General features: G+C 60.0%; 23 protein-coding genes and 5 tRNA genes. 21 read left to right on the plus strand and 7 right to left on the minus strand.

Annotated features, from left to right (window positions below; all coding sequences use genetic code 11):
• Positions 1-150: 150 nt before the first annotated feature.
• On the minus strand, positions 151-429 hold the full coding sequence (gene rpsT, locus ACW9JE_RS06160; protein WP_007970922.1) for a 30S ribosomal protein S20: 279 nt from the start codon (positions 427-429) through the stop codon (positions 151-153).
• A gap of 252 nt (positions 430-681) precedes the next feature.
• On the opposite strand from rpsT, the gene murJ reads away from it, so the two are divergent.
• Positions 682-2220: a murein biosynthesis integral membrane protein MurJ gene (murJ, locus tag ACW9JE_RS06165; protein ID WP_457432239.1), complete on the plus strand. Its 1539-nt coding sequence runs from the start codon at positions 682-684 to the stop codon at positions 2218-2220.
• Here murJ and ACW9JE_RS06170 read toward each other — a convergent pair.
• Positions 2167-2442: a hypothetical protein gene (locus tag ACW9JE_RS06170; protein WP_224537609.1), complete on the minus strand. Its 276-nt coding sequence runs from the start codon at positions 2440-2442 to the stop codon at positions 2167-2169. The two genes, murJ and ACW9JE_RS06170, sit on opposite strands and share 54 nt — an antisense overlap.
• Between ACW9JE_RS06170 and ribF the strand changes: the two genes are divergently transcribed.
• The 5 genes from ribF to ispH all read left to right on the plus strand — a co-directional run bounded on the left by ribF (position 2350) and on the right by ispH (position 8193).
• Positions 2350-3288, plus strand: coding sequence for a bifunctional riboflavin kinase/FAD synthetase (gene ribF / locus ACW9JE_RS06175; protein WP_224537574.1), 939 nt, complete (start codon positions 2350-2352; stop codon positions 3286-3288). The genes ACW9JE_RS06170 and ribF overlap by 93 nt on opposite strands.
• 13 nt (positions 3289-3301) lie before the next feature.
• Positions 3302-6133, plus strand: coding sequence for an isoleucine--tRNA ligase (ileS, locus tag ACW9JE_RS06180; RefSeq protein WP_457432240.1), 2832 nt, complete (start codon positions 3302-3304; stop codon positions 6131-6133).
• Positions 6126-6638: a signal peptidase II gene (lspA, locus tag ACW9JE_RS06185; protein WP_457432241.1), complete on the plus strand. Its 513-nt coding sequence runs from the start codon at positions 6126-6128 to the stop codon at positions 6636-6638. Before ileS ends, lspA begins: the two co-directional genes overlap by 8 nt.
• Before the next feature lie 7 nt (positions 6639-6645).
• Positions 6646-7083, plus strand: coding sequence for an FKBP-type peptidyl-prolyl cis-trans isomerase (gene fkpB / locus ACW9JE_RS06190; protein WP_224537606.1), 438 nt, complete (start codon positions 6646-6648; stop codon positions 7081-7083).
• A 162-nt stretch (positions 7084-7245) separates the two neighbouring features.
• Positions 7246-8193, plus strand: a complete 948-nt coding sequence (gene ispH, locus ACW9JE_RS06195) for a 4-hydroxy-3-methylbut-2-enyl diphosphate reductase (protein ID WP_175378834.1) — start codon at positions 7246-7248, stop codon at positions 8191-8193.
• Here the strand turns inward: ispH and ACW9JE_RS06200 are convergent.
• The gene (locus ACW9JE_RS06200; protein ID WP_457432242.1) at positions 8162-8707 is read right to left on the minus strand and encodes a GspH/FimT family pseudopilin; all 546 of its coding nucleotides are present in this window, start codon (positions 8705-8707) and stop codon (positions 8162-8164) included. The two genes, ispH and ACW9JE_RS06200, sit on opposite strands and share 32 nt — an antisense overlap.
• A gap of 130 nt (positions 8708-8837) precedes the next feature.
• Between ACW9JE_RS06200 and ACW9JE_RS06205 the strand changes: the two genes are divergently transcribed.
• From ACW9JE_RS06205 to thiO, 7 genes are read left to right on the plus strand one after another with little or no spacing between them, the layout of a single operon-like run.
• Positions 8838-9311: a GspH/FimT family pseudopilin gene (locus tag ACW9JE_RS06205; RefSeq protein WP_224537564.1), complete on the plus strand. Its 474-nt coding sequence runs from the start codon at positions 8838-8840 to the stop codon at positions 9309-9311.
• Positions 9308-9757 carry a type IV pilus modification protein PilV gene (gene pilV / locus ACW9JE_RS06210; protein WP_224537562.1) on the plus strand — a complete coding sequence of 150 codons (450 nt, stop codon included), beginning with the start codon at positions 9308-9310 and terminating at the stop codon, positions 9755-9757. The genes ACW9JE_RS06205 and pilV overlap by 4 nt, the downstream gene beginning before the upstream one ends.
• Positions 9754-10464 carry a PilW family protein gene (locus ACW9JE_RS06215; protein WP_224537560.1) on the plus strand — a complete coding sequence of 237 codons (711 nt, stop codon included), beginning with the start codon at positions 9754-9756 and terminating at the stop codon, positions 10462-10464. The genes pilV and ACW9JE_RS06215 overlap by 4 nt, the downstream gene beginning before the upstream one ends.
• A gap of 14 nt (positions 10465-10478) precedes the next feature.
• Positions 10479-10958 carry a pilus assembly PilX family protein gene (locus ACW9JE_RS06220; protein ID WP_224537559.1) on the plus strand — a complete coding sequence of 160 codons (480 nt, stop codon included), beginning with the start codon at positions 10479-10481 and terminating at the stop codon, positions 10956-10958.
• Complete coding sequence (locus ACW9JE_RS06225; RefSeq protein WP_457432243.1) at positions 10945-14052, plus strand: pilus assembly protein; 3108 nt, start codon at positions 10945-10947, stop codon at positions 14050-14052. Before ACW9JE_RS06220 ends, ACW9JE_RS06225 begins: the two co-directional genes overlap by 14 nt.
• Positions 14053-14066: 14 nt before the next feature.
• Positions 14067-14468: a type IV pilin protein gene (locus ACW9JE_RS06230; protein WP_457432244.1), complete on the plus strand. Its 402-nt coding sequence runs from the start codon at positions 14067-14069 to the stop codon at positions 14466-14468.
• 57 nt (positions 14469-14525) lie between these two features.
• Positions 14526-15626 carry a glycine oxidase ThiO gene (gene thiO / locus ACW9JE_RS06235; RefSeq protein WP_457432245.1) on the plus strand — a complete coding sequence of 367 codons (1101 nt, stop codon included), beginning with the start codon at positions 14526-14528 and terminating at the stop codon, positions 15624-15626.
• A gap of 87 nt (positions 15627-15713) precedes the next feature.
• Here thiO and ACW9JE_RS06240 read toward each other — a convergent pair whose 3' ends face one another.
• The 4 genes from ACW9JE_RS06240 to ACW9JE_RS06255 form a co-directional block, all read right to left on the minus strand.
• On the minus strand, positions 15714-17051 hold the full coding sequence (locus ACW9JE_RS06240; RefSeq protein ID WP_457432246.1) for a sigma-54-dependent transcriptional regulator: 1338 nt from the start codon (positions 17049-17051) through the stop codon (positions 15714-15716).
• Positions 17048-18637 carry a sensor histidine kinase gene (locus tag ACW9JE_RS06245; RefSeq protein WP_457432247.1) on the minus strand — a complete coding sequence of 530 codons (1590 nt, stop codon included), beginning with the start codon at positions 18635-18637 and terminating at the stop codon, positions 17048-17050. Before ACW9JE_RS06245 ends, ACW9JE_RS06240 begins: the two co-directional genes overlap by 4 nt.
• The gene (locus ACW9JE_RS06250; protein ID WP_457432248.1) at positions 18627-18860 is read right to left on the minus strand and encodes a PP0621 family protein; all 234 of its coding nucleotides are present in this window, start codon (positions 18858-18860) and stop codon (positions 18627-18629) included. Before ACW9JE_RS06250 ends, ACW9JE_RS06245 begins: the two co-directional genes overlap by 11 nt.
• Positions 18861-18995: 135 nt before the next feature.
• Positions 18996-20018 carry an outer membrane protein assembly factor BamD gene (locus ACW9JE_RS06255; RefSeq protein ID WP_175378822.1) on the minus strand — a complete coding sequence of 341 codons (1023 nt, stop codon included), beginning with the start codon at positions 20016-20018 and terminating at the stop codon, positions 18996-18998.
• Positions 20019-20169: 151 nt separating this feature from the next.
• On the opposite strand from ACW9JE_RS06255, the gene rluD reads away from it, so the two are divergent.
• From rluD to ACW9JE_RS06295, 8 genes are all read left to right on the plus strand, one after another.
• The gene (rluD, locus tag ACW9JE_RS06260; protein WP_224534179.1) at positions 20170-21132 is read left to right on the plus strand and encodes a 23S rRNA pseudouridine(1911/1915/1917) synthase RluD; all 963 of its coding nucleotides are present in this window, start codon (positions 20170-20172) and stop codon (positions 21130-21132) included.
• Positions 21129-21854 carry a peptidoglycan editing factor PgeF gene (pgeF, locus tag ACW9JE_RS06265; protein ID WP_457432249.1) on the plus strand — a complete coding sequence of 242 codons (726 nt, stop codon included), beginning with the start codon at positions 21129-21131 and terminating at the stop codon, positions 21852-21854. Before rluD ends, pgeF begins: the two co-directional genes overlap by 4 nt.
• A 130-nt stretch (positions 21855-21984) precedes the next feature.
• Positions 21985-24549 (plus strand): ATP-dependent chaperone ClpB, encoded by a 2565-nt coding sequence (clpB, locus tag ACW9JE_RS06270; RefSeq protein ID WP_224534181.1) that lies wholly within the window; start codon positions 21985-21987, stop codon positions 24547-24549.
• A 306-nt stretch (positions 24550-24855) separates the two neighbouring features.
• Positions 24856-24931, plus strand: a tRNA-Asn gene (locus ACW9JE_RS06275).
• Between the two features lie 9 nt (positions 24932-24940).
• Positions 24941-25017 (plus strand) — tRNA-Pro (locus ACW9JE_RS06280).
• Positions 25018-25022: 5 nt separating this feature from the next.
• Positions 25023-25098, plus strand: a tRNA-Lys gene (locus tag ACW9JE_RS06285).
• A 93-nt stretch (positions 25099-25191) separates the two neighbouring features.
• Positions 25192-25268, plus strand: a tRNA-Pro gene (locus ACW9JE_RS06290).
• A gap of 5 nt (positions 25269-25273) precedes the next feature.
• A tRNA-Lys gene (locus ACW9JE_RS06295) sits at positions 25274-25349 on the plus strand.
• Positions 25350-25421: the final 72 nt, after the last annotated feature.

Below are 25421 nucleotides of genomic sequence, written 5' to 3' on the forward strand. Positions count from 1 at the left end.
TCGCGAAGGGGTCCTGTCAGTCGATATCATCGTCGGCTGACACACCGCTTTCGCGAGCAAGCCCGCTCCCACAGTTTTTTCCGGTGTGATCGCTAAATCGCAGGCAATAAAAAACCGACCCTTGGGTCGGTTTTTTAGTGAACGAGTCGCTTAGGCAGCAGCGGCAACGTTCAGGGCCTTAACGTGGCCATTCAAACGGCTCTTATGGCGAGCAGCCTTGTTCTTGTGGATGATGCCTTTATCGGCCATACGGTCGATAACAGGCACAGCCAGAACGTATGCAGCTTGAGCTTTAGCAGCGTCTTTTGCGTCGATGGCTTTAACTACATTCTTGATGTAGGTACGAACCATGGAACGCAGGCTGGCGTTGTGGCTGCGACGCTTCTCAGCCTGTTTTGCACGTTTTTTGGCGGAAGGTGAGTTGGCCACCGTCGAGCTCCTCGAAAGACTTTTTAGGAAATAGCAAACAAAATAGGCCGCGAATCATGCCGATGAGTTGAAGTCTTGTCAAGGGCGCTTGAAACGTTCCGCTAAGTGGTAGGCGTGGTGCGACGGGATATTTCTTTCCGGCGTGTGACCTGTAAACTCGCGAGCTTTGGCTCTGTGCTGTTGCGGCGCGGAGTATCGCACAAGTAGGCGCACAGTTCGCCTGCTGTTTATCGACAGGCACAAACTCTTTCAATGAATCTGCTCAAATCGTTGGCCGCCGTCAGCTCTATCACGATGCTTTCCCGGATTCTGGGATTTGTTCGTGACACCCTTATTGCGCGCACTTTCGGCGCGGGAATGGCGACCGACGCCTTCTTTATTGCCTTCAAACTGCCCAATCTTTTGCGACGCATTTTCGCCGAGGGAGCTTTTTCCCAAGCGTTCGTGCCGATTCTTGCCGAATACAAAAGCCAGAAGGGCGAAGAGGCGACCCGAACCTTTATCGCCTACGTCTCGGGCCTGTTGACGCTGGTCCTGGCACTGGTCACGGTGCTGGGCATGCTGGCTGCGCCCTGGGTCATCTGGGTCACCGCGCCGGGGTTCACCGACACCCCGGAAAAGTTCGAGCTGACCTCCAGCCTGCTTCGGGTGACCTTTCCCTATATTTTGTTGATTTCCCTGTCTTCGCTGGCCGGTGCGATCCTCAACACCTGGAACCGCTTTTCAGTCCCGGCGTTCGTGCCGACCCTGCTGAACGTCAGCATGATCATCTTCGCGCTGTTCCTGACGCCGTATTTCGATCCGCCCGTGATGGCGCTGGGTTGGGCTGTTCTGGTCGGTGGTCTGGCGCAGTTGCTTTATCAACTGCCACACCTGAAGAAGATCGGCATGCTGGTGCTGCCGCGGATCAACCTGCGCGATACCGGCGTCTGGCGAGTGATGAAGCAGATGCTGCCGGCGATCCTCGGGGTCTCGGTCAGCCAGATTTCCCTGATCATCAACACCATTTTTGCCTCGTTTCTGGTCGCAGGCTCCGTGTCCTGGATGTATTACGCCGATCGCCTGATGGAGCTACCGTCCGGCGTGTTGGGCGTGGCACTAGGGACGATTCTGCTGCCGACCCTGGCCAAGACCTACGCCAACAAGGATCGTCAGGAGTATTCGCGGATCCTCGACTGGGGCCTGCGTCTGTGTTTCCTCTTGGTGCTGCCTTGCGCGCTGGCGTTGGGGATCCTCGCCGAGCCGCTGACGGTTTCGCTGTTCCAGTACGGTCAATTCAATGCATTTGACGCCGCCATGACCCAGCGGGCGCTGATCGCTTATTCGGTCGGTTTGCTTGCGATTATCGTGATCAAAGTGCTGGCGCCGGGCTTTTATGCGCAACAGAACATCAGGACGCCGGTGAAAATCGCGATTTTCACTCTGGTAGTCACTCAGCTCTTCAACCTGGTGCTGATTGGTCCGCTGGCCCATGCCGGTCTGGCGCTCGCTATCAGTGCCGGGGCCTGCCTGAATGCCGGATTGCTCTTCTATCAGTTGCGCAAGCAGCAGATGTATCAGCCGCAACCGGGCTGGGCCAAATTCGCTTTCAAGCTGGTGGTGGCGGTGGCGGTGATGTCCGCCGTGCTGCTGGCGGGGATGCATTTCATGCCGGCCTGGGGCGAAGGGCAGATGCTCGAACGCTTCCTGCGCCTGGGCGCCCTGGTGGTTGCAGGTGTGGTGGCGTATTTCGGCATGTTAGTGTTGATGGGCTTCCGCCTGCGCGACTTCAATCGCAAGGCGTTGAGCTGAGGAACATTCCTCGATAAACAGCAGCGAGCCGGCATTTTTGTCGGCTCGTTTACTTTGGGTTGCGGTGCTGCCTGTCGTCGGCCGCCCGGTGTGGTTATAATCGACCACTTTATGAGCAAGAAGCGCGTTATGCAGCTGGTTCGAGGCCTCCAAAATCTGCGCCCCCAGCATCGGGGCTGCGTCGCCACTATTGGCAACTTTGACGGTGTACACCGTGGCCACCAGGCTATCCTGGCGCGGCTGCGTGAGCGTGCGCTCGAGTTGGGCGTGCCCAGCTGCGTGGTGATTTTCGAGCCGCAGCCCCGGGAGTTTTTTGCCCCCGACACCGCGCCCGCGCGTCTGACCCGTCTGCGGGACAAGCTGCAACTGCTGGCCGCCGAAGGCGTCGACCGGGTCCTGTGCCTGGCCTTCAACCAGCGCCTGAGCAAGCTTAGCGCCAGCGAATTCGTCGATACCATTCTGGTCGATGGCCTCGGTGTGCAGCACCTTGAGGTCGGCGACGATTTCCGTTTCGGTTGCGACCGGGCGGGGGATTTCGATTTCCTCCAGCAGGCTGGCGTCATGCAGGGCTTCACCGTCGAGGCCGCGCAGACAGTCGAACTGGAAGGCATCCGGGTCAGCAGCACCCAGGTGCGCAATGCCTTGGCCGCCGCCGATTTTGCCCTCGCCGAACGCCTGCTCGGCCGCCCGTACCGGATTGCCGGTCGTGTGCTGCACGGTCAGAAGCTCGCTCGACAGTTGGGCACGCCCACTGCCAACGTTCAACTCAAGCGTCGTCGCGTGCCGTTTACCGGGGTTTACCTGGTCAATGTGGACATCGACGGCAAGACCTGGCCCGGCGTCGCCAATATCGGCGTGCGGCCTACGGTCCAAGGTGATGGCAAGGCCCACCTTGAAGTACATCTTCTGGATTTTGCCGGCGATCTATATGACCGGCGTCTGACGGTGGTTTTCCACCACAAGCTGCGTGAAGAGCAGCGTTTTGCCTCTCTGGAGGCGTTGAAAACGGCGATCAACGCGGATGTCGCCGCCGCCCGTGCACTAGCCGCACCTAGCGCCCATCGCTAATGAAGAGCCTTAAATGACCGACTATAAAGCCACGCTAAACCTTCCGGACACCGCCTTCCCAATGAAGGCCGGCCTGCCTCAGCGCGAACCGCAGATTCTGCAGCGTTGGGACAGCATTGGCCTGTACGGAAAGTTGCGCGAGATTGGCAAGGATCGTCCGAAGTTCGTCCTGCACGACGGTCCTCCCTACGCCAACGGCACGATTCACATCGGTCACGCACTGAACAAGATCCTCAAGGACATGATCATTCGCTCGAAGACCCTGTCGGGCTTCGACGCGCCTTACATTCCGGGCTGGGACTGCCACGGTCTGCCGATCGAGCACAAGGTCGAAGTGACCCACGGCAAGAACCTTGGCGCGGACAAGACCCGCGAGCTGTGCCGTGCCTACGCCACCGAGCAGATCGAAGGTCAGAAATCCGAATTCATCCGTCTGGGCGTGTTGGGCGACTTCGCCAACCCGTACAAGACCATGGACTTCAAGAACGAGGCCGGTGAAATCCGCGCCTTGGCCGAAATCGTCAAGGGCGGTTTCGTGTTCAAGGGCCTCAAGCCCGTGAACTGGTGCTTCGACTGTGGTTCGGCCCTGGCTGAAGCGGAAGTCGAGTACGAGAACAAGAAGTCCTCGACCATCGACGTAGCCTTCCCGATTGCCGACGAAGCCAAGCTGGCTGCCGCTTTCGGTCTGCCGTCGCTGGCCAAACCCGCCTCGATCGTGATCTGGACCACCACCCCGTGGACCATCCCGGCCAACCAGGCGCTGAACGTTCACCCTGAATTCACCTACGCCTTGGTCGATATCGGCGACAAGCTGCTGGTCCTGGCCGAGGAGCTGGTGGAATCCTGCCTGTCCCGTTACGGCGTCGAAGGCTCGGTGCTGGCCACCGCTCCAGGTTCCGCTCTGGAACTGATCAACTTCCGTCACCCATTCTACGACCGCCTGTCGCCGGTGTACCTGGCCGACTACGTTGAACTGGGCGCCGGCACCGGCGTGGTTCACTCCGCCCCGGCCTACGGCGTGGACGACTTCGTGACCTGCAAGAAATACGGCATGGTCAACGACGACATCCTCAACCCGGTGCAAAGCAACGGCGTGTACGTGCCTTCGATGGAATTCTTCGGTGGCCAGTTCATCTGGAAGGCCAATCCGGCCATCGTCGACAAGCTGACCGAAGTCGGTGCATTGATGCACACCACCGTCATCGAACACAGCTACATGCACTGCTGGCGCCACAAAACCCCGCTGATCTATCGCGCTACCGCGCAGTGGTTCATCGGCATGGACAAGCAGCCAACCACCGGCGACACCCTGCGCCAGCGTTCGCTCAAAGCCATCGAAGACACCAAGTTCGTCCCGGCCTGGGGCCAGGCGCGTCTGCACTCGATGATCGCCAACCGTCCGGACTGGTGCATCTCCCGTCAGCGCAACTGGGGCGTGCCGATCCCGTTCTTCCTGAACAAGGAAAGCGGCGAGCTGCACCCGCGTACTGTCGAGCTGATGGAAATCGTGGCCAAGCGTGTCGAAGTCGAAGGCATCGAAGCCTGGTTCAAGCTGGATGCCGCCGAGCTGCTGGGCGATGAAGCGCCGCAGTATGACAAGATCAGCGACACCCTGGACGTCTGGTTCGATTCGGGTACCACGCACTGGCACGTCCTGCGCGGTTCGCATCCGATGGGTCACGAAACCGGTCCTCGCGCCGATCTGTACCTGGAAGGTTCCGACCAGCACCGCGGCTGGTTCCACTCGTCCCTGCTGACCGGTTGCGCGATCGACAATCACGCGCCATACCGCGAGCTGCTGACCCACGGTTTCACCGTCGACGAGTCCGGCCGCAAAATGTCAAAGTCCTTAGGCAACGTGATCGCACCGCAGAAGGTCAACGACACCCTGGGCGCCGACATCATGCGTCTGTGGGTGGCTTCGACCGACTACTCCGGTGAGATGGCGGTTTCCGAGCAGATCCTGCAGCGCAGCGCCGATGCCTATCGTCGTATCCGTAACACCGCGCGTTTCCTGCTTTCGAACCTGACCGGTTTCAACCCGGCCACCGACCTGCTGCCGGCCGATGAAATGCTGGCGCTGGACCGTTGGGCCGTGGACCGCACGCTGCTGTTGCAACGCGAGCTGCAAGAGCACTACGGCGAATACCGCTTCTGGAACGTCTACTCCAAGATCCACAACTTCTGCGTGCAGGAGCTGGGCGGTTTCTACCTCGACATCATCAAGGACCGCCAGTACACCACCGGCGCCGACAGCAAGGCCCGTCGTTCGTGCCAGACCGCGCTGTTCCACATCTCCGAAGCGCTGGTGCGCTGGATCGCGCCGATCCTGGCGTTCACCGCCGACGAGCTGTGGCAGTACCTGCCGGGCGAGCGCAACGAATCGGTGATGCTCAACACCTGGTACGAAGGCCTGAGCGAATTGCCGGAAGGCTTCGAGCTGGATCGTGCGTACTGGGACCGCATCATGGCGGTCAAAGTAGCGGTCAACAAGGAAATGGAGATCCAGCGTGCGGCCAAGGCCGTCGGTGGCAACCTGCAAGCCGAAGTGACGCTGTTCGCCGAAGACGCCCTGACTGCCGACCTGGCCAAGCTGAGCAACGAATTGCGCTTCGTGCTGATCACCTCCACCGCCAGCGTTGCGCCATTGGTACAGGCTCCAGCTGACGCCGTGGTGACCGAAGTCAGCGGCCTGAAGCTGAAGATCGTCAAGTCGGCTCACGCCAAGTGCGCCCGTTGCTGGCATTGCCGTGAAGACGTCGGCGTGAACCCGGAGCATCCGGAAATCTGCGGTCGTTGCGTTGATAACATCAGCGGCGCCGGCGAGGTTCGCCACTATGCCTAATGCCATTGGCCGTTTTGGACGGCTGAGCTGGCTCTGGTTGAGTTTGCTGGTTTTGGTCATCGACCAGGCCAGCAAGTTCTACTTCGAAGACAGACTCCAGATGTACCAGCAGATCGTGATCATTCCCGATTACTTCAGCTGGACCCTGGCCTATAACACTGGCGCAGCGTTCAGCTTTCTGGCCGACAGCTCCGGCTGGCAGCGCTGGCTTTTCGCCCTGATCGCCGTGGTGGTCAGTGGGGTGCTGGTGGTCTGGCTCAAGCGCCTGGGTCGCAACGAAACCTGGCTCGCCGTCGCCCTGGCACTGGTGCTGGGCGGCGCGCTGGGCAACCTGTATGACCGCATTGCCCTGGGCCATGTGATCGATTTCATCCTGGTGCACTGGCAGAACCGCTGGTACTTCCCGGCGTTCAACTTTGCCGACAGTGCCATCACTGTAGGCGCGGTGATGCTGGCACTGGACATGTTCAAAAGTAAGAAAACCGGAGAAACCGTTCATGACTGAACAGGTATTGGCTGAACAACGTATCGGTCAGAACACGGAAGTCACCTTGCATTTCGCATTGCGCCTGGAGAACGGCGACACGGTAGACAGCACCTTCGACAAGGCCCCGGCGACCTTCAAGGTCGGTGACGGTAACCTGTTGCCAGGCTTCGAAGCGGCGCTGTTCGGTTTCAAGGCAGGGGACAAACGTACCCTGACCGTCGAACCTGAAAACGCCTTCGGCCAGCCGAATCCGCAGAACGTACAGATCATCCCGCGCTCGCAGTTCCAGAACATGGACCTCTCGCCGGGTTTGCTGGTGATCTTCAACGATGCGGCCAATACTGAATTGCCGGGGGTGGTGAAAGAGTTCGACGACACGCAAGTGACCATCGACTTCAACCACCCGCTGGCAGGCAAGACACTGACCTTTGACGTGGAAATCATCTCCGTCAAGGCGCTGTAACTGACCTGACGCGGTCAAAAATGTGGGAGCGGGCTTGCTCGCGAATGCTGACTGACATTCAACATAGATGCTGTCTGACACACCGCTTTCGCGAGCAAGCCCGCTCCCACAATGTTTTTCACAGTTTCCGTTATTTCTTGCGCGCAAGACACGAGGCACAGCATGCAAATCAAACTCGCCAACCCCCGTGGCTTTTGCGCCGGTGTGGACCGGGCGATCGAAATCGTCAACCGCGCCCTGGAAGTCTTCGGGCCGCCGATCTACGTGCGCCATGAAGTGGTTCACAACAAGTTCGTCGTCGAAGACCTGCGCAACCGTGGCGCGATCTTTGTCGAGGAACTGGATCAGGTGCCGGATGACGTCATCGTGATCTTCAGTGCCCACGGCGTGTCCCAGGCTGTTCGTAGCGAAGCCGCCGGCCGTGGCCTGAAAGTGTTCGACGCCACCTGTCCGCTGGTGACCAAGGTGCACATCGAAGTCGCGCGTTACAGCCGCGACGGTCGTGAATGCATCCTCATCGGCCACGCCGGTCACCCGGAAGTCGAAGGCACCATGGGCCAGTACGATCCAGCCAATGGCGGGTCGATCTATCTGGTCGAAGACGAGGAAGATGTCGCCAAGCTGCAAGTGCGCAACCCGGAAAAACTGGCGTTCGTCACCCAGACCACCCTGTCCATGGACGATACCAGCCGCGTCATCGATGCCCTGCGTACGCGTTTCCCGGCCATTGGCGGTCCGCGCAAGGACGACATCTGCTACGCCACGCAAAACCGTCAGGATGCGGTCAAGCAACTGGCTGATGAATGCGACGTGGTACTGGTGGTCGGCAGCCCCAACAGCTCCAACTCCAACCGTCTGCGTGAACTTGCCGAGCGCATGGCCACGCCGGCGTACCTGATCGACGGTGCCGAAGACCTGCAGAAAAGCTGGTTCGACGGCGTCGAGCGCATCGGTATCACTGCGGGCGCTTCTGCGCCGGAAGTGCTGGTCCGCGGCGTGATTCAGCAATTGCAGGCTTGGGGTGCTACCGGTGCCGACGAATTGGCCGGTCGTGAGGAAAACATCACGTTCTCCATGCCTAAAGAGCTACGCGTTCGTTCGGTGCTTTGAGCCCTTTCGCACACAACTCCTGTGCAGTCTTATTGCTGCGCAGGCTGATTCGGCCGCTGGGCGCCAGTACTACCTGATGCATACTCACCTGTTCGCGCGCTGCGCAGATGAATAACGTTCCAGCCTGACGGCCATTATGTTCCGGGGCGCCCAATGGGCTGAAGCGTGCGGAGGTGGTGATATGTTGATTGCCGAACACGGCCAATGAGCGTCCGCTGCGGCGTTCGATCAGCAGCGGGTTGCTGGCGTCTTCATGGCCTCTGCCGCTGATATCCAAAATGATTCGCCAGCCCTGACCCCAGTCGCCGTCTATTCCGTGAATGACGACAGTCTGGTTGCGCGATATCGCCTCACTTCTTGCGCTTCGCATTCCGTTGGCCAGTGACCTTGCTGCTTCCTCGCGATGATTCGCTTCGACAACAGCCGCAAACGCCGGACTGACCAAATGCAGAACAATCCCGGCAATTGTCAGTCCCATGAGTAACTCAACCAGGCTGAAACCTCGTTGATGCATGACATCTCCCTCCCTGGAGTGTGATGGCCCGTGCAATCCGTGCACGAGTAATGGCGAAACAATCTCGCTTCGGCGCTCGAATGTTCTAGCGTGTAACTGCAGGTATAGCGGACGGCAAAGGAGGGCACCGATGGATCATCGTTCAAAAGGTTTCACGCTGATCGAATTGCTGGTGGCCATCGCGATCTTCCTGGTCCTGATCACTCTGGCGGTGCCGGCGTTCACCCGTTCCACGCAAATCACCCAGGCCGATACCGAGGTCGGTGATTTACAACGGAGCCTGAACTTCGCCCGCCTCGAAGCGATCGACAGGGGAGTGGCCATCCGGGTGCGCCCCACCGCGGGGGGCAGTGTCTGGACCGGAGAATTGTCGGTGTACGACAGCACCGCAACGCCCGCCAATGTGTTGCGTGTTGTGCCTGCGATGAGCAGCGGTGCGAGTCTGACGCTACCCTCAGGAGTCAGCGCGATCGACTTCAACAGCTTTGGCGGGTTGGCATCATCGTCGACAGCGTTGGTGATCAACTACGTGCTGGGAGCACAAAGCAGGACGCTGTATGTGTGTCTGAACGGACGAATTCTATTGGGTGGAAGTTGCGGATGAGTTCATGGAGCAAGCGTGCACAGGAAGGCATGACATTGATTGAAGTCCTGGTGGCGTTGTTGATTCTGAGTGTCGGACTGTTGGGGGCGGCGGCGTTTCAACTCAATGCGCTGAAGTACACCGACAGTGCGCGCATGACCAGTCAGGCCAGCTTCATCGCCTACGACATGATGGACCGCATTCGCGCCAACTCCGCCGCCGATTACACCGTGACACCACCGACCTCGGGCAACCTGAGCGTGGCCCGGGACCAGGACCTCTATGATTTCACCAACAATATCGTCGGTTTCGGTGGTGCGACCGCCACCGGCAGCATCGCCCTCAACCAGCGCGTATACACCATCACCATTACCTGGGATGACTCCCGGGCGGCCAACACCGCCAACTCCCGTCGCAGCTTCGTACTGACCAGTCGCGCAACCGTCGACCCGGTGGCCACGCCATGAGCCGCCAGAAAGGCTTCGGCCTTATCGAACTTTTGATCGCCCTGACCTTGAGCCTGATCGTAGTGCTGGGCGTGGTGCAGGTGTTCATCGCCGCGAAAAACACCTTCGTCAGTCAGAACAGTGCTGCCGCCATCCAGGAAGATGCGCGTTTCGTCCTGAGCAAAATGATCCAGGAAATCCGCATGGTCGGGATGTTCGGCTGCCTGGGGACGATCACTGAAGCCAATTCGGCGACGATGTTCAATGCCAGCCAGGTCACGCCGATCAGCTGGGACAACGCCAACCTGAAGTTGACCCTGGTGACCGCGGACGTTGGCAACAGTGGCGGCACGCCGACCTGGACCGTGGTTTCCGATTGTCGAAACACCGCGACGGCGTACGCCGGCGCGCAAAACCCCGGGACAGGCCAGTTGGCCTTTCCCATCCGGCGAATCATCTACAGCCTGAAAAACGGCGCTCTGACCATGGGCGTTGGCGCCGGCACACCCACCCAGTCCATCCTGGTGGATAACGTCAGTGACTTCAGTGTGAGCTTTGGCCTGGCCAGTTCCGCCACCGATACGGCGGCCTCCAGCTACAGCACCAATCCGGCCGATCCGGCTCGCATTCGCAGCGTGCGACTGAGCCTGACACTCGTCGATCCCGCCAACCGCGTGAGCAAACAGACCTTCAACGTCGTTGCCGCCTTGCGCAATCGCTTGCCATGAGGGGAGTGCCGACGATGCGTAAACCTTCGATGACACCTTCTTCCCAGCGAGGCATGGCGCTGCTGGTCAGTCTGGTGTTTCTGTTGCTGCTGACGCTGATCGGGATTTCCTCGATGCAGAACGCCACATTGCAGGAAAAAATGGCCGGCAGCGTGAGCCTGCGCAACCAGTCATTCCAGACTGCGGAAGCAGCGTTGCGGGTGGGAGAAAGCGCGGTGCAGCTCGACAGCTATGCGCTGGCAGTGTGCAGCGGCACGACGCAATGCGCTCCGCCGGCCGAGTCGTCGACGATCAAGGCCGCCGGGCTCAACTCCACTTCGGGAGTGACCTGGATCGCCTCGGGCAACGGCTTTTATGGCGTGCAGAACATCGGCACTTCCATCACGGCGGTGAACGTGCCGAGCAACACTTCGGCAACGTTGTACCGCGTGACCGCAGTCGGCATCGCGGGCAGTTCGCGCAGCGTGGTGGAGAGCATCTATGCCAAGTACTGACAGTCGCTCGCGCATCTGGCGGTTGCTGTGTGGCGTCGCGGCGGGCCTGTATCTGTCCGCGCCGGTGTACGCCTTCACGCCTTCGGATTCTCCGTTGCTGAGCGCGGCGGCGGTGCCTCCCAACGTAATGCTGTTGATCGACGATTCCGGGAGCATGAACAACATCATCTGGGCGGCGGGATTCGACCCGACCGTCAGCCGCCCACAGATTGCGAACTGCAGCTCCGATTTCTCATGTCTGAGTGGCCAGAACCTGGACATGAGCGATACCAACATCGCCCTGTCGAGCCTTAATCGCGGCGGCTGTTCGACCAATGGCAACTGGTTCGGTTTCTATCGTGGTCTGCTGGGCTTGGGCTCGATCTGTCTGAAATTGCCCGACCCGGTGGGCAATCAGAACACCCGCTATACGGCGAACTATCTGTCTTATCTGGTATCGCAGGCCAACGGTGTGAGTCGTGACTACACCACCGGCGCCATTCCCAACGATTACCGGATCAGCGTGGCGCAGGATGTTTCGACCTCGCTGGTCACCAGCAACCGTTCCCTGCGAATCGGTCTGTCGACCTTCAATCCGCCCGTCAGCGGCAACCCCGGGCCTGGCGGTTTCATCGCCCGCCCCATCAGCGACCTGTCCCCCGTCAGCGGCACGGTCACCCAGGCGCAGGCGAATGCCAACTACACGGCATTGATCAACTCGATCAACGGATTGAGTGCGATCGCCAATACCCCGCTGGCAGAAACCTATTACGAAATAACCCGCTACATGCGCGGCCTGGCGCCGTATTACAACTCCACGCCCAGCACCTATACCAGCCCGATCCAATACCGTTGCCAGAAAAACTATGGGGTGGTGATCACCGACGGCTTGCCGACCTACGACCGCACGTTTCCCACCAACGATCCGCTTGGAGGCACCCGCCTGCCGAACTGGGACGGCAACAGCGCCAACGACGGCGATAACCCCAATGGCGACACCGAAGGGGACACGCTTTACCTGGATGACATCGCCAAGTTCGCTTTCGACATCGACATGCGTTCCGCCGGGGTGGACCTGGCGAACAAGAGCTGGAACGCGGCGGACTTTCCCAAGCAGAACATGAACACCTACACCGTAGGTTTTACCGCGGCCAACCAGATGCTGTCGGATGCCGCCGCTTACGGTCAGGGCAAGTACTACCAGGCGACGGACAGTGCGGGGTTGAGCACGGCATTGTCCCAGGCGTTGAGTGAGATCACCTCCAAGGCCGGTTCCGGTGGCAGCGGCGTGACCAGCGGCACGATTCTCGCCAGTGGAACCAGTTACTTCCAGACCAGCTACGACCCCAAGGACTGGCGCGGCACGATCAAGGCGTTCGGCTTCAACGCCAACGGTACCGTCAATACAAACGCGGTGCAGTGGACCACCGACACCGCCATCATTCCGAGCGCCACGGCACCGACTTACCAATCCTGGAACACTCAGACCAACGCGCCAGTCACCCTGGCCTTCGGCAACTTTTCCACACCCCAGCAGACGGCTCTCAACCAAGGCTTGCCCACGGGCATCACCGGCAACGATCTGGTGGAGTGGGGTAAGGGCACCAACAAAACGGGCCTGAAGGTGCGCAGCGTACTGCTGGGGGACATCGTCAACTCGCCGCTGGTGCTGGCATCCCCCACCGAGAAAACCGCTTCCGACCTGTCGGGCGACACCTCCTACAGCACCTACCTGGCGACCAAGGCGGCCAACATGAACACCAGCCTGGTGGTCAACGCCAATGACGGATTCGTCAGTGTGATCAACTCCGGCAATGGCGCACGGCGTTACGCCTACATGCCGTCCAGTGTGCTGCCATCGCTGCGCTATATCGCTGATACGACCTACATCAACGGCGTCAGTCACAAGTTTCTGGTGGACGGACAGGTGGGCGTGTTCGATGCCCAGCTCAACAGTGCCTGGAAGACCCTCGCGCTGGGCGGTACCGGAGCAGGTGGGCGGACCTTTTATGCGCTGCAACTGTTCGACGCCTCGGCCGGTAATGCGATCAGGGCATTGTGGGAAATCAGTGCGCCGGCCACCGCCAATCCCGCGAACGTCTTCAATGATCTGGGTTATGCCTATGCACGTCCCGAAGTGGCGCGCTTGTCCGATGGTCGATGGGCCGCGTTCATTTCCAACGGCTATGGCAGCAACACCGGTGTGGTGGCGTTGTATGTCGTGGATGTTCGCGACGGGTCGCTGATCCGGAAGATCGTTGCCGATGGCACCAACGCCGATAACGGCCTGTCTTCGGTCAAGCTGCGCGTGAACTCGCAGAATGTGGTGCAGGCGGCCTATGGCGGTGACCTGAGTGGACGGCTGTGGAAATTCGATCTGAGCAGCACCAACCCCGATAGCTGGGGCGTGGCGTTTTCCGGTAAGCCGTTGTTCACTACCGTTGGCGGCGCCACTCAGCCAATCACCGCTCAACCTTTGCTGGCGGATAATTCGCTTGGGGGCAAAGAGATTTTCTTCGGCACCGGCAAATTCAACGAGACCACGGACAAGACCAACAAGGATTTGCAGGCGTTCTACGCCGTCTGGGATGCCGAGGGCGGTGCCGGGCAGATCACGACTGCAAGCTTGCAGGCGCAATCGATCACCGGCGTGTTTTCGGGAAGTAGCGGGCAGTTCGTCACCACCAGCCAGAACGAGGTGACCTATCCCGGGAAAAAGGGTTGGTTCCTGCCATTGGTGTATAACAACGCGCTGACCGGCGAGCGGGTGATCAATCAGGCCAGCCTGGTGCTCGGGCGAATCATTTTCACCACGGCCAGCGTTGACACCACGGACCCTTGCGCGAGCTTCGGTACCGGCAAACTGATCGAACTCGATGCGTTCAGCGGTAAGATGCTCAACTACGCGGTGCTCGACACCAACAACGACGGCGTGGTCGACAGTACCGACACGATCTCCAGCGGGGTGGTCTTCAGCGGGGGCATCCCGACCCTCAATGCCATCGTCAATGGCGCGACCCGCAAGATCGTGAACGATTCCAGTGGCGGCATCACCACGCTGGTGGAAAAATCCGGCGGCGGCAGCCGTCGCATCATGTGGCGACAAATTCAGTAAGCGAGAATTGAGGCATGCACAGATCCAACCGCGGTTTTACCCTGATCGAAATCATGATCGTGATTGCCATCATCGGTATCGTCATGACCATCGCTGCCCCGAGTTTCACCGAATACCTGAAGAAGGGCCGACGCGCTGAAGTGGCCGGCCTGCTCTCGGAACAGGCGCAGATCCTCGAACGTTTCTATTCCCAGAAAAACGTCTACACCGGTGCCACCGGCCTGAGCGGCGGCAACGATTACTACACCATCAGCCAGACCCTCAGCGATCAGGGATTTCTGCTGACGGCGGTACGCAAGTCGGGCACGAGCATGGCAACGGACAAGTGCGGTGATTTCACCATCGCCAATACCGGTGCCCGGGGCATGGTCAATGCCACCGCCGGCCTGACCACCAAGGATTGCTGGGGTCGTTGAGTTTTCTTTTTCGGGCACCTTTTGCGCCCCCTGTCTATTTATCGGTTGGTTCAATACATGATCAGGCAACAGCAAGTAGTGATTGTCGGCGGTGGGGTCATCGGCCTGTTGACGGCATTCAATCTGGCGTCCGAGGTGCAGAGCGTGGTGCTGCTGGACCGTTCCAGTGTCGGCCAGGAGTCGTCCTGGGCAGGGGGCGGTATCGTCTCGCCGCTCTATCCATGGCGCTATAACCCGGCGGTCACCGCATTGGCCCATTGGTCCCAGGATTTTTATCCACAGCTGGGTGAGCGCCTGTTTGCCGCCACCGGCGTCGATCCCGAAGTACACACCACCGGCCTGTACTGGCTGGACCTGGATGATGAAGCCGAAGCCCTGGCCTGGGCCGCGCGGGAGAGACGTCCGCTGCGGGCTGTGGATATCTCGGCGGCTCATGACGCCGTGCCGGTATTGGGCAGTGGTTTTTCCCGGGCGATCTACATGGCCGATGTGGCCAACGTGCGCAATCCGCGTCTGGTGAAATCCCTCAAGGCGGCGTTGCAGGCACTGCCGAACGTGACGATTCAGGAACAATGCGAAGTCAGCGGCTTTGTTCGCGAAGGCGAAAAGGTGGTGGGCGTGCAGACGTCTACTGGCGTGATCCGTGGCGATCAAGTGGTTCTGACCGCTGGCGCCTGGAGTGGCGACTTGCTCAAGAGCCTGGGCCTGGATCTGCCTGTCGAACCTGTGAAAGGCCAGATGATTCTCTACAAGTGCGCGGCGGATTTTCTGCCGAGCATGGTGCTGGCCAAGGGGCGTTATGCGATTCCCCGTCGCGACGGGCACATTCTCATTGGCAGCACGCTGGAGCACGAAGGCTACGACAAGACGCCGACCGACTCGGCGCTTGAAAGCCTCAAGGCTTCCGCGGTGGAGTTGATTCCTGCATTGGCGGATGCCGAGGTGGTGGGGCATTGGGCCGGTCTGCGGCCGGGCTCGCCGGAGGGCATTCCCTACATTGGCCGCGTGCCGGGGTTCGAGGGCCTGTGGCTCAACTGCGGTCATTTCCGCAACGGCCTGGTGCTGGCGCCGGCGTCGTGTCAGTTGTTTGCCGATGTGATGCTGGGCAGGGAGCCGATCATTGATCCGGCGCCGTATGCGCCGAGTGGTCGTATCTGATTTCCAGTTGGATGCATTCGCGGGCAAGCCTCGCTCCTACAGGGTTATCACCGTCTGTAGGAGCGAGGCTTGCCCGCGAAAGGGCCCTCAATCCAGACCCAATTTCTTCAGCCGGTAGCGCATCGACCTGAATGAAAGATTCAACCGCTGTGCCGCCGCCGTGCGGTTCCAGCGTGTCTCTTCCAGCGCCTGGAGAATCAGCTGGCGTTCGACATTTTCCAGATACGCCTCAAGGTTATCGATCTGCGTGAGGTCCGGCACCCCGGCCTCTGCGCTACTGTTGCCCTCGGCCAGGCGCAGGTCGCCGGCTTCGATCTGCTTGTTCTCGCACAGCGTATGCGCCCGCTCGAGCATGTTCTCCAGTTCCCGTACATTGCCCGGAAAACGATAGCTTTTCAGCGCATCGAGGGCCTGCGGATGAAGTTTTGCCAACGGTTCGCCAGTGTCTGAAGCCAGGCGCTTGAGCATATGGTTGGCCGGTGGTTCGATGTCGTCGCGACGCTCGCGCAAGGGCGGCACCCGCAGCTCGATCACGTTCAGGCGATAGTACAAATCCTGACGGAAGCGCTCGGCCGCGACTTCGGCAGCGAGGTCCTTGTGGGTGGCGCACAGGATGCGCACATCGACCACCACCTCCTGCTGTCCGCCGACGCTGCGCACGGCTTTCTCCTGAATCGCCCGCAGCAGTTTGACCTGCATCGGCAGCGGCAAGTCGGCCACTTCATCGAGAAACAGGGTACCGCCATGGGCGGCCTGGAACAGCCCGGGTTTGTCCTCGATGGCGCCGCTGAAGCTGCCTTTGCGATGGCCGAAAAACTCGCTCTCCATCAGCTCCGAAGGGATGGCGCCGCAGTTGACCGGAACGAAAGGCTGGTTGGCCCGTGGTCCGCGATCATGGATCAGTCTTGCAACCAACTCCTTGCCACTGCCGGATTCGCCGCTGATGTATACCGGCGCCTGGCTGCGCGCCAGCTTGTCGATCTGTTTGCGCAGGTTGCGCATGGGCAGGGAATCGCCCAGCAGACGCCGGTCGATGGCAATGCCGGGGGCGGGCAGGAGCAGGGCGCTGGTGACCAGTTCGCGCAGTCGGGTGAGATCCACCGGTTTGGTCAGGAAGTCGAACGCGCCGGCCTTGAGGGCGTTGATTGCGGTGTCGACACTGCCGTAGGCGGTGATCATCGCCACGGGCACGTTGGGGTAGCGTTGCTGGATATGCTGGACCAGCTCAAGGCCCGTACCGTCCGGCAGGCGCATGTCGGTCAGGCACAGGTCGAAGGCCTCGCGCTTGAGCAGGGCCAGGGCCTCCGCAGCATTGCGAGCGCTGTAGGTATCGAGTTTCATCCGTCCCAGGGTGATTTCCAGGAGTTCGCGGATATCCGGTTCGTCGTCGACGATGAGGACTTTTTGCCGTGGGCTCGTGTTCAACTTTGTTTCCGTCCGTGAGCAAAGGTGATGCGAAAGCAGCCGCCGCCTTGGCGTGGTTTGAAGTCTAGGCGGGCCTGGTTGCTTTCGCACAGCTCACGGGACAGATAGAGCCCCAGTCCAGTTCCTTGATGACTGGTGGTGAAGAACGGCTCGAACAGTTGCGCCTGATGGTCGGGGGCGACACCGGAGCCGTCGTCGAGGATTTCCAGAATGGGCAACTGACTTGCGGCATCGATGAACAATTCAAGCCAGACCTGCGCAATATCGTGGTCCTGGGCACTGTGGCGCCAGCCATTGCGGATCAGGTTGTCGAGAATCTGGTTCAACTGGTTCGGGTCCATCAGGGTCGTGAAATCCCCGGGCGCGATGTGCAGATGAATGCGCTGGCGCTCGGTCGCGCCCTCGCTGATTTCAGTGACGAAATGTTCCAGCCACGGCTTCAGGTCCAGCCGTTGCGGGACGGTTTGCTGGCGGCGGGACAGTTGCAGGACGTTTTCGATAACCCGATTCATTCGCTGAGAGTGATCTTGAATAATCTGAGTCAGACGTTGATCGGCGCTGCTCAGTTCCTCGGATTCTCGCAATAACTGCGCCGCATGACTGATGGCACCCAGCGGGTTGCGGATTTCATGGGCGATGCCGGCAGTCAGGCGCCCGAGGGCGGCGAGTTTCAGCTGTTGGGCCTGCTGGGCTATTTGTGCGAGGTCTTCGAGAAAAACCAGGGTCTGGTGCTGGGGGCTCGGGTCCAGCGCGATGAAGCTGGGCTGCAGTTCCATCCCGCTACCGGCGATTTTCAGGCTCTGGGGGCGAAGTGTGGGATTGCTCAGCCACAGCTCCAGACGTTCGACCAGTGCGGGGAAATGATCATCGATCAGGCAACCTTCCAGTTGGGCACTGCCGAGCAGGGAGAGGGCGCTGTGATTAGCCAGTTGCACCCGTCGTTGTTCATCGAGCACCAGAATCCCGGTGCGCATCCGTTGCAGGATCAGCGCATTGAGCGCTTCCAGGCCGACCACTTCGCTGGCCTTCTGCTCGGCCAGGGTTTCACTGACTTCCAGGCGACGGATCAGGCCTTGCACCAGCAAGGCCGCGGCGAAGCATAGGGCGCCATGGGTGCCGACCTGCAGATAATCATTGGGGCTTGGAGGATGGCTGAAGCTCAGGAGGAGACTTGAACCGATGATGCCGAGCGCACCGATCGCGGCGATCAACAGGCCGATGCGCCTTCGCAGCAGTGTGTTGCTGATGGCCACCGAGACGATCAGCAAATTGCCAAGGGCGCTGGCCACGCCGCCGCCGGCGTAGAACAGCACGCATAGCAGCAACACATCTAGCAGCGCCAGGCCAAACAGTTGCGCCGGATGCCGGGTGTTCTCGAAGAACACCACCAGCAGGATATTCAGCACCAGGTACAGCCAGCTGCCTGTGCGCAGCAACTGGTCGTTGGCAGATGTCAGCAACTGGTTGTCCATGTTACTGGAGATCAGCAGCACCAGAAGGATGCCGACGCTTAAACGGTAGAGGTGATAAAGGCGCAGCAGTCGCTGGGCCTGTTTGTTGCCTTGACTGGACGCCTCAGCGATCACTGGAACCGGGGCCTTGCTCCAGGTGCGCCTGGCTGCAATACCATTGTTGTTGGTAGCTGACGGCGCGATCGCGCGGCAGGTGCACGCCGCAATGGGCGCAGCGGACCATCGGTGCCGCTTCCAGCTCGGCGGGGGACTTGGGTACTGCGGCCTGGCCCTTGTACTTGCGCCAGAACCATACGGCGGCGGCAATCACCGCGATCCAGAATAATAAACGAAGCATGATGAGCAGCTTTCTGACTGATGAACCGGCAGTTTAGCCAAGGTCATGACGGGCGCACAGCGCAAATGCGCATGTCAAAAAAGGCGCAATAAAAAAGGGAGACTCACGTCTCCCTTTCTTTTACCACCGGTGGTGTCAGTCGAACACGCCGAAGGTCATGTAGCTGAACCACGAACGGTCTTCGTTGTTGCCTTCCGCTTCATGGTCTTCTTCTTCGATCACGTCGCCGTCGGCATCTTTAGGCTTGAGCTCGTTCGGGATCGCGTCTTTCGCGTCCTGGAACTGCTTCTGCACGTCCTGGTTGGCGCGGGTTTCTCCCGGCGGCAGCGGCGGGCGGGATTCGATCAGGCCCAGGGTGGCCTTGCTCAGCCAGGAGCGGTTGTCGGCTTCGTCGACCGTCGGCACGAATTGACCGTCCACCAGAGTCGGGTGGTTCGGGTAGTTGAGCTTCAGGGTTTCGAGGCTGGTGGCAGCCAGTTCGTCCAGGTGCAGACGCTGGTACGACTCGGTCATCACCGCCAGGCCGTCACCGACCGATGGGGTTTCCTGGAAGTTTTCCACAACGTAGCGACCACGGTTAGCGGCAGCGACGTAGGCCTGACGGGTCAGGTAATAGTCGGCAACGTGAATTTCGTAGGCGGCCAGCAGGTTGCGCAAGTAGATCATGCGCTGCTTGGCGTCAGGTGCGTAACGGCTGTTCGGGAAGCGGCTGGTCAGCTGGGCGAACTCGTTATAGGAGTCGCGCGCGGCGCCCGGGTCACGCTTGGTCATGTCCAGCGGCAGGAAACGGGCCAGCAGGCCGACGTCCTGATCGAACGAAGTCAGGCCCTTGAGGTAATAGGCGTAATCGACGTTCGGATGCTGCGGATGCAGACGGATGAAACGCTCGGCAGCGGCTTTGGCAGCCTCAGGCTCCGCATTCTTGTAGTTGGCGTAGATGAGTTCCAGCTGCGCCTGGTCAGCATAACGACCGAACGGATAACGCGACTCCAGAGCCTTCAGCTTGGCGGTAGCGCTGGTGTAGCTGTTGTTGTCCAGATCAGCCTGAGCCTGTTGGTACAACTCGACTTCACTAAGGTTCTCGTCTACGACTTCCTTCGATGAGCAAGCAGCGGTCAATGCGAGGATGGCGATCAGCAGCAGGTGTTTCACTTGCATAGCGGCTTGCGTCCCTATGACGGCCGCTGTCTTGGGCGTGGCCGTCCTGTTATGATGAGCGCCCCGTTGAATAGCCTCGGGGCAAAAGACGCCGTATTTAACCACAAGCGCGCAGCCGAAACCAAAGGCTGTGCCGACGCCCAGTCCGAGCATGTCCGATAAAATTGAACTTCGCGCAGAGGTGCCGTCCGATTTGGGCGGCCAACGCCTCGATCAAGTCGCCGCCCAACTCTTCGCTGAGCACTCTCGCTCGCGCCTTTCCGCCTGGATCAAAGAAGGCCGCCTGACTGTGGACGGTGCGGTCATCCGCCCGCGCGACATCGTGCATGGCGGCTCCATCCTCGAACTGACCGCCGAGCAGGAAGCCCAGGGCGAATGGGTCGCCCAGGACATCGAGCTGGACATCGTCTACGAAGACGACGACATCCTGGTGATCAACAAGCCTGCGGGCCTGGTGGTGCATCCGGCTGCCGGCCACGCTGATGGCACCTTGCTCAACGCCCTGCTGCACCATGTGCCGGACATCGTCAATGTGCCCCGCGCCGGTATCGTGCACCGTCTGGACAAGGACACCACCGGTCTGATGGTGGTGGCCAAGACCATTCAGGCGCAGACCAAGCTCGTCGCCCAATTGCAGAGTCGCAGTGTCAGCCGTATCTACGAATGCATCGTGATCGGTGTGGTGACTGCCGGGGGCAAGATCAACGCGCCGATCGGTCGCCACGGCCAGCAGCGCCAGCGCATGGCCGTGATGGAAGGCGGCAAGCCGGCCGTCAGCCATTACCGCGTGCTGGAGCGCTTCCGCTCGCACACTCATGTGCGGGTCAAGCTGGAAACCGGTCGTACGCACCAGATTCGCGTGCACATGGCGCACATCAACTTCCCGTTGGTCGGAGACCCGGCCTACGGTGGTCGTTTCCGCATCCCGCCAGCCGCCAACCCGACCATGGTCGAGTCGCTGAAGCACTTCCCGCGTCAGGCCCTGCACGCACGGTTCCTGGAACTGGAGCACCCGACCACGGGGCAGCGCATGAGCTGGGAGTCGCCATTGCCGGAAGACTTCGTCTGGTTGCTGACCCTGCTCAAGCAAGACCGCGAGGCGTTTGTCGGATGAGTGACTGGCTGATTCCAGACTGGCCCGCGCCGGCCGGGGTCAAAGCTTGTGTCACCACCCGTGCGGGCGGCGTCAGTCTGGCGCCGTTCGACAGCCTCAATCTGGGCGATCATGTCGAGGACAGCCCCGAGGCTGTCGCCGAAAATCGCCGTCGACTCACCGATCACTTCTCCATGCAGCCGGCCTGGTTGAAGCAGGTTCACGGCATTGCCGTGGCGCATGCCGACCCCAGCCAGGTCGTCACTGCCGACGCCAGCTGGACGTCGACCCCCGGCATCGCCTGCGCGGCGATGACCGCCGATTGCCTGCCGGCATTGTTTTGCGATCGTGCCGGTACTCGCGTCGCAGCCGCTCACGCTGGCTGGCGCGGACTGGCGGCCGGTGTGCTGGAAGCGACACTGGATGCAATGGCCGTAGCGCCCGAGGACGTACTGGTCTGGCTGGGGCCGGCCATCGGCCCGCAGGCCTTTGAGGTCGGTCCGGAAGTGCGCCAGGTCTTCATTGAACAATTGCCTGAGGCCGCCAAAGCTTTTGTACCCAGTGCAAATGCCGGCAAATTCATGGCAGACATCTATACGTTAGCCCGCTTGCGCTTGGCCGCTCGCGGCGTCACAGCCGTTTACGGTGGCGGATTCTGTACCGTGACCGACCCGCGCTTCTTCTCTTACCGCCGTGCATCGCGCACCGGCAGGTTTGCCTCCCTGGTCTGGCTCGACCGCTAGACTTGCCTGACCTGCATCAACACTCCGACGCTTGAATCTTCCAGAATCGGCCACATCTAGTGTGGTATCTGGCAGGTTTCTTCATTCAGGATGTTCTATAGGTCCGGCCTGCTCAAAAGGAAGGTGACCCATGCGTATAGATCGTTTAACCAGTAAATTGCAGTTAGCTTTATCCGACGCCCAATCCCTGGCCGTCGGTCATGACCATCCCGCCATCGAGCCGGCGCATCTGATGCAGGCCCTGCTCGAACAACAGGGCGGTTCGATCAAGCCCCTGCTGATGCAGGTGGGCTTCGACGTCAACAGCCTGCGTAAAGAGCTGACCAAAGAGCTCGACCAGCTGCCGAAAATCCAGAATCCAACCGGCGACGTGAACATGTCGCAGGACTTGGCGCGTCTGCTCAACCAGGCCGATCGCCTGGCCCAGCAGAAGGGCGACCAGTTCATTTCCAGCGAGCTGGTGCTGCTCGCCGCCATGGACGAGAACAGCAAGCTCGGCAAATTGCTGCTGGGCCAGGGCGTGAGCAAGAAAGCCCTGGAGAACGCGATCAACAACCTGCGCGGTGGCGAGGCGGTCAATGACCCCAACCACGAAGAGGCGCGCCAGGCCCTGGACAAATACACCGTCGACCTGACCAAGCGCGCCGAAGACGGCAAGCTCGATCCGGTGATCGGTCGTGACGACGAAATTCGCCGGACCATTCAGGTGCTGCAGCGCCGCACCAAGAACAACCCGGTCCTGATCGGTGAGCCTGGCGTGGGTAAAACCGCCATCGCCGAAGGCCTGGCCCAGCGCATCATCAACGGCGAAGTGCCGGATGGCCTGCGGGGCAAGCGTCTGCTGTCCCTGGACATGGGCGCGCTGATTGCCGGTGCCAAGTACCGCGGCGAGTTCGAAGAGCGGCTAAAAGCGTTGCTCAACGAGCTCTCGAAGCAGGAAGGGCAAATCATCCTGTTCATCGACGAGCTGCACACCATGGTCGGCGCCGGTAAGGGCGAGGGTTCGATGGATGCGGGCAACATGCTCAAGCCGGCTCTGGCACGTGGCGAGCTGCATTGCGTCGGTGCGACCACGCTCAACGAGTACCGCCAATATATAGAGAAGGACGCGGCCCTTGAGCGGCGCTTCCAGAAGGTATTGGTGGATGAGCCGAGCGAGGAAGACACCATTGCCATCCTGCGTGGCCTCAAGGAGCGTTACGAGGTTCACCACAAGGTAGCGATCACCGACGGCGCGATCATCGCGGCGGCCAAGCTGAGCCATCGCTACATCACCGATCGTCAGTTGCCGGACAAGGCTATCGACCTGATCGACGAGGCGGCCAGCCGCATCCGCATGGAAATCGACTCCAAGCCGGAAGTGCTGGACCGTCTGGAACGCCGTCTGATTCAGCTGAAGGTGGAATCCCAGGCACTGAAGAAAGAAAGCGACGACGCGGCGAAGAAGCGTCTGGAAAAACTGCAGGAAGAAATCGCTCGGCATGAGCGTGAGTACTCGGATCTCGAGGAAATCTGGAACTCGGAAAAAGCCGAGGTACAGGGTTCTGCGCAGATCCAGCAGAAAATCGAACAGTCCCGGCAGGAACTGGAGGCAGCGCGCCGCAAAGGCGACCTGAACCGCATGGCCGAGTTGCAGTACGGGGTGATCCCGGACCTGGAGCGCAGCCTGCAAATGGTCGACCAGCATGGCAAGAGCGAAAATCAGTTGCTGCGCAGCAAGGTGACTGAAGAAGAGATCGCCGAAGTCGTGTCGAAGTGGACCGGTATTCCCGTGTCGAAGATGCTCGAAGGCGAGCGCGAAAAACTGATGAAGATGGAAAGCCTGTTGCACCAGCGTGTGATCGGCCAGGAAGAAGCGGTAGTCGCGGTTTCCAATGCGGTGCGGCGCTCCCGTGCCGGGCTGGCCGACCCGAATCGTCCGAGTGGCTCGTTCATGTTCCTCGGCCCGACCGGTGTCGGTAAAACCGAGCTGTGCAAGGCGCTGGCCGAGTTCCTCTTCGATACTGAAGAGGCGATGGTGCGTATCGACATGTCCGAGTTCATGGAGAAACATTCCGTGGCTCGTCTGATCGGTGCACCACCGGGATACGTGGGTTATGAAGAGGGCGGTTACCTGACCGAGGCTGTGCGTCGCAAGCCTTACTCTGTGATCCTGCTGGATGAGGTCGAGAAAGCGCATCCAGATGTGTTCAACGTCCTGCTGCAGGTGCTGGAAGACGGCCGTCTGACCGACAGCCATGGCCGCACGGTGGATTTCAAGAACACCGTGATCGTCATGACCTCCAACCTGGGATCGGCGCAGATCCAGGAACTGATCGATGACCGTGAGGCCCAGCGTGCGGCGGTGATGGATGCGATTTCCTCGCACTTCCGTCCGGAGTTCATCAACCGGGTCGACGAAGTGGTGATCTTCGAGCCATTGGCACGGGATCAGATCGCCGGTATCACCGAGATCCAGTTGAGCCGTCTGCGCAGCCGTCTCACCGAGCGCGAGCTGAAGCTGGAGTTGAGCCCCGAAGCGATGGATAAGCTGATCGCGGTAGGGTACGACCCGGTGTATGGCGCACGGCCGCTGAAACGCGCGATCCAGCGCTGGATCGAGAACCCGCTGGCGCAGTTGATCCTCTCCGGTCGCTTCATGCCGGGAGACACGGCGAAGGGCACCGTGGAGAACGACGAAATCGTTTTCAACTGAGCCAAAACGGCGGTACAAAAAAAAAGGCCTCGCATTGCGAGGCCTTTTTTTCATTAGGTTGTTGAAGTTAAAGGAAAAGGCTTGTAAAGTGCGCCCCGCAGTAAGTCACCCGCCAGGGTTTCCGCTCACTGAGTAGAAATCTGAAATAAGTTGCAAATCATTAACTTGAAAGCAATTTAGGGGGTTGACAGAGGTGCTTAAGATTGTAGAATAGCGCGCCTCAGACACACGAACGCAGCGATGCGAACGAGTTGAAGAGAACGCTGTAAAGCACCAACGTTGTAGATGTAAATTGAAATGTGTAGTTCCGTGATAGCTCAGTCGGTAGAGCAAATGACTGTTAATCATTGGGTCCCAGGTTCGAGTCCTGGTCACGGAGCCAATTTCAAGCCGGGGTATAGCGCAGTCCGGTAGCGCGCCTGCTTTGGGAGCAGGATGTCAGGAGTTCGAATCCCCTTACCCCGACCATTTTTGGGTCGTTAGCTCAGTTGGTAGAGCAGTTGGCTTTTAACCAATTGGTCGTAGGTTCGAATCCCACACGACCCACCATTTTTGAGACCAGTTCGCTGGAATCGAATCTTAAGATCAGACGCCAAAAGCTCTGTTCGCAGAAGGCGCCTTTTAAAGGTGCCTTTTTTTTACCGGGGTATAGCGCAGTCCGGTAGCGCGCCTGCTTTGGGAGCAGGATGTCAGGAGTTCGAATCCCCTTACCCCGACCATTTTTGGGTCGTTAGCTCAGTTGGTAGAGCAGTTGGCTTTTAACCAATTGGTCGTAGGTTCGAATCCCACACGACCCACCATTTTTGAGACCAGTTCGCTGGAATCGAATCTTAAGATCAGACGCCAAAAGCTCTGTTCGCAGAAGGCGCCTT

The organism is Pseudomonas sp. SDO55104_S430 (genome assembly GCF_054070595.1).